2 protein-coding genes and 1 pseudogene are annotated in these 1,979 nt (G+C 36.5%); 1 reads left to right on the top strand and 2 read right to left on the bottom strand.

Features of this window, described 5'->3' with window-relative positions; all coding sequences use genetic code 11:
* Positions 1-190 precede the first annotated feature (190 nt).
* Positions 191-646, top strand: a complete 456-nt coding sequence (locus C8R14_RS13220) for a DUF4112 domain-containing protein (protein WP_011634379.1) — start codon at positions 191-193, stop codon at positions 644-646.
* 518 nt (positions 647-1,164) lie between these two features.
* Here the strand turns inward: C8R14_RS13220 and C8R14_RS13215 are convergent.
* Together C8R14_RS13215 and C8R14_RS13210 are read right to left on the bottom strand one after the other, a co-directional pair.
* Positions 1,165-1,641, bottom strand: a complete 477-nt coding sequence (locus tag C8R14_RS13215) for a DUF421 domain-containing protein (RefSeq protein WP_011634378.1) — start codon at positions 1,639-1,641, stop codon at positions 1,165-1,167.
* Between the two features lie 152 nt (positions 1,642-1,793).
* A pseudogene (locus tag C8R14_RS13210) lies at positions 1,794-1,979 on the bottom strand (IS256 family transposase); the annotation flags it as partial.

The raw sequence follows: 1,979 nt of genomic DNA, 5'->3' as shown, positions 1-1,979 counted from the left end.
CCTGGATTACAAAAGTCCGAATCAATATGAAGCAGAAGCAGCAAAATCGATAAAAGCAGCTTAACTGAGGTGTCCGATTTTACTTGACCACGTTAGGGGAATGATTCAATTCTAGAATGCTCTCTTGAATTATGGCTTATTGTCCCTATTTTGGCCTTACAAGTTATTAACGTGAGAGGAAAGTAGTGCAATGAAAACAGGAACGAGTTTTGTTGAGCGGATGGGTTGGTTCTTGGATGAAAGCATCACACTTCCCAATGGCTATAAGATCGGTTGGGATGGTTTTATCAGCTTAATCCCTGGTGTTGGTGATTTTATAAGCAGTGCGCTATCTAGCCTCATTATTTTTCAAGCTCATCAATTAGGGCTTCCTAGAATGGTATTGGGAAGAATGCTCATTAACCTGATGATTGATGCCGTGGTAGGAGCTATCCCTGTAGCTGGTGATGCGTTTGATTTTGTATGGAAAGCAAATAAACGAAACCTGATTCTATTAAATAACTACCAGCAACAACCTACGCAGGTTTACCGTAAATCCACAGCAGAAAACATCTTATTTATTTTGGTGCTGTTGAGCGCTTTGGCATTGACAATTGCTTTCGTTATCTGGATATTGAGCTTATTTGTGGCAGCAATTAAGAACTAATTTATAAAAATATTTTAGTCATAGGAACAAATGCAGTGGATTTTAATTCTTCTCTACCACAGATATGTCGCTATCTTTGTTCAACAAATACAAACATAGACGATGCTTTAAAATTTGATTTATAAGCATATTTAGTGACCAGAAAAGATCAGGAACATATTATGTACTTTAACTCACCTTTTATAGGCCTTCGCTATTTTATGGTGCAAATTCATTAGGAGAAGCAGGATATGGCAAATGAGAAAATTATTAAATTTATATGCCCAAAATGTAAGAAAGAGTTTGATCGGCCGCTAGCATATTGCAAAGAAGACTCTATCCCTTGTCTCGAATGTGATGCCAAGATTAGTACCGATCAGGTTAAAAGAGCCAATTTAGAAAAAACAGTTGAGTATCTTTAAATACGGAGCACATGGATTATAAACTAGCTGTTTTGAGAGAAGAGATGATTTTATTGCAATACCCTCGAATTTCATTGTAAACGTCAAAGTACAGAACGAACCAAAATCATTTTTTTCTTAGTTTGCTTTTATGACACTAATTTCTCCATTACTTTCCAGTCGCATCTCTTTTACGAGAGCTATTTCTTCTAATCCCTCTTCTCTCATTCTGGCATTCAATTCATCTTTGGTAATAAATTGTTTTCTCATATTTTTCCATTGCAAAACGCCATCGTTAATAAGAATTATAGGAGGTGAAACGATAAATTTTCTGAGAAATAAAAATCTGAAACTCAAGTAGTCGAGTAGAAGATTCCAGAATACTAAGGTACTTACTAATAGTAATCCATCTGCAATATTGGTCGCACTACCACTCATGGCGTTTTGAGCAGCATCAGATACGATGACTATGAAAAGAACATCACTTACTTCCATTGCGCCGACGTTTCTACGTAGAATAAATCTAAAAATAATGAAAAGAGCCCAGTACATTAAAGATCCTCTAATCAGAATTTCCCAAGGTGAAACGCTAAAATTAAAAATCTCTAAATCCATATGTAAATCTCCAGGTCGTCAATCAGTCAAGTAATTTATATTAGAAAATTGATGCTACGTTTAATTGATGTGCATTGACTCCGTGCAATTGATTTGATCATTTGTGATAACAACTTTTCTTCGAGCTATTGTCAAATCTGGTGTATAGAGAATCAAGCGGCTACCTGTTTTCGATCTCCATTTTGTTTAACGCCGTTAACGAATTTGACGCCCTGCATAACATCCGCTAACAATTTATAGCCCCTTAGTCGGAACCATTTCTTCTGCGCCACTTCCATCAGTTTGAACGCCATTGTCAAAGTAGTCATCCGGCTTCCACAGTTTTTGGTTTTGGCTGT

This window comes from Nitrosomonas eutropha, assembly GCF_003201195.1.
Lineage (GTDB): Bacteria > Pseudomonadota > Gammaproteobacteria > Burkholderiales > Nitrosomonadaceae > Nitrosomonas > Nitrosomonas eutropha.
The sequence above is the reverse complement of the archived record's forward strand: the minus strand, read 5'-3'. Positions and strand labels throughout refer to the sequence as shown.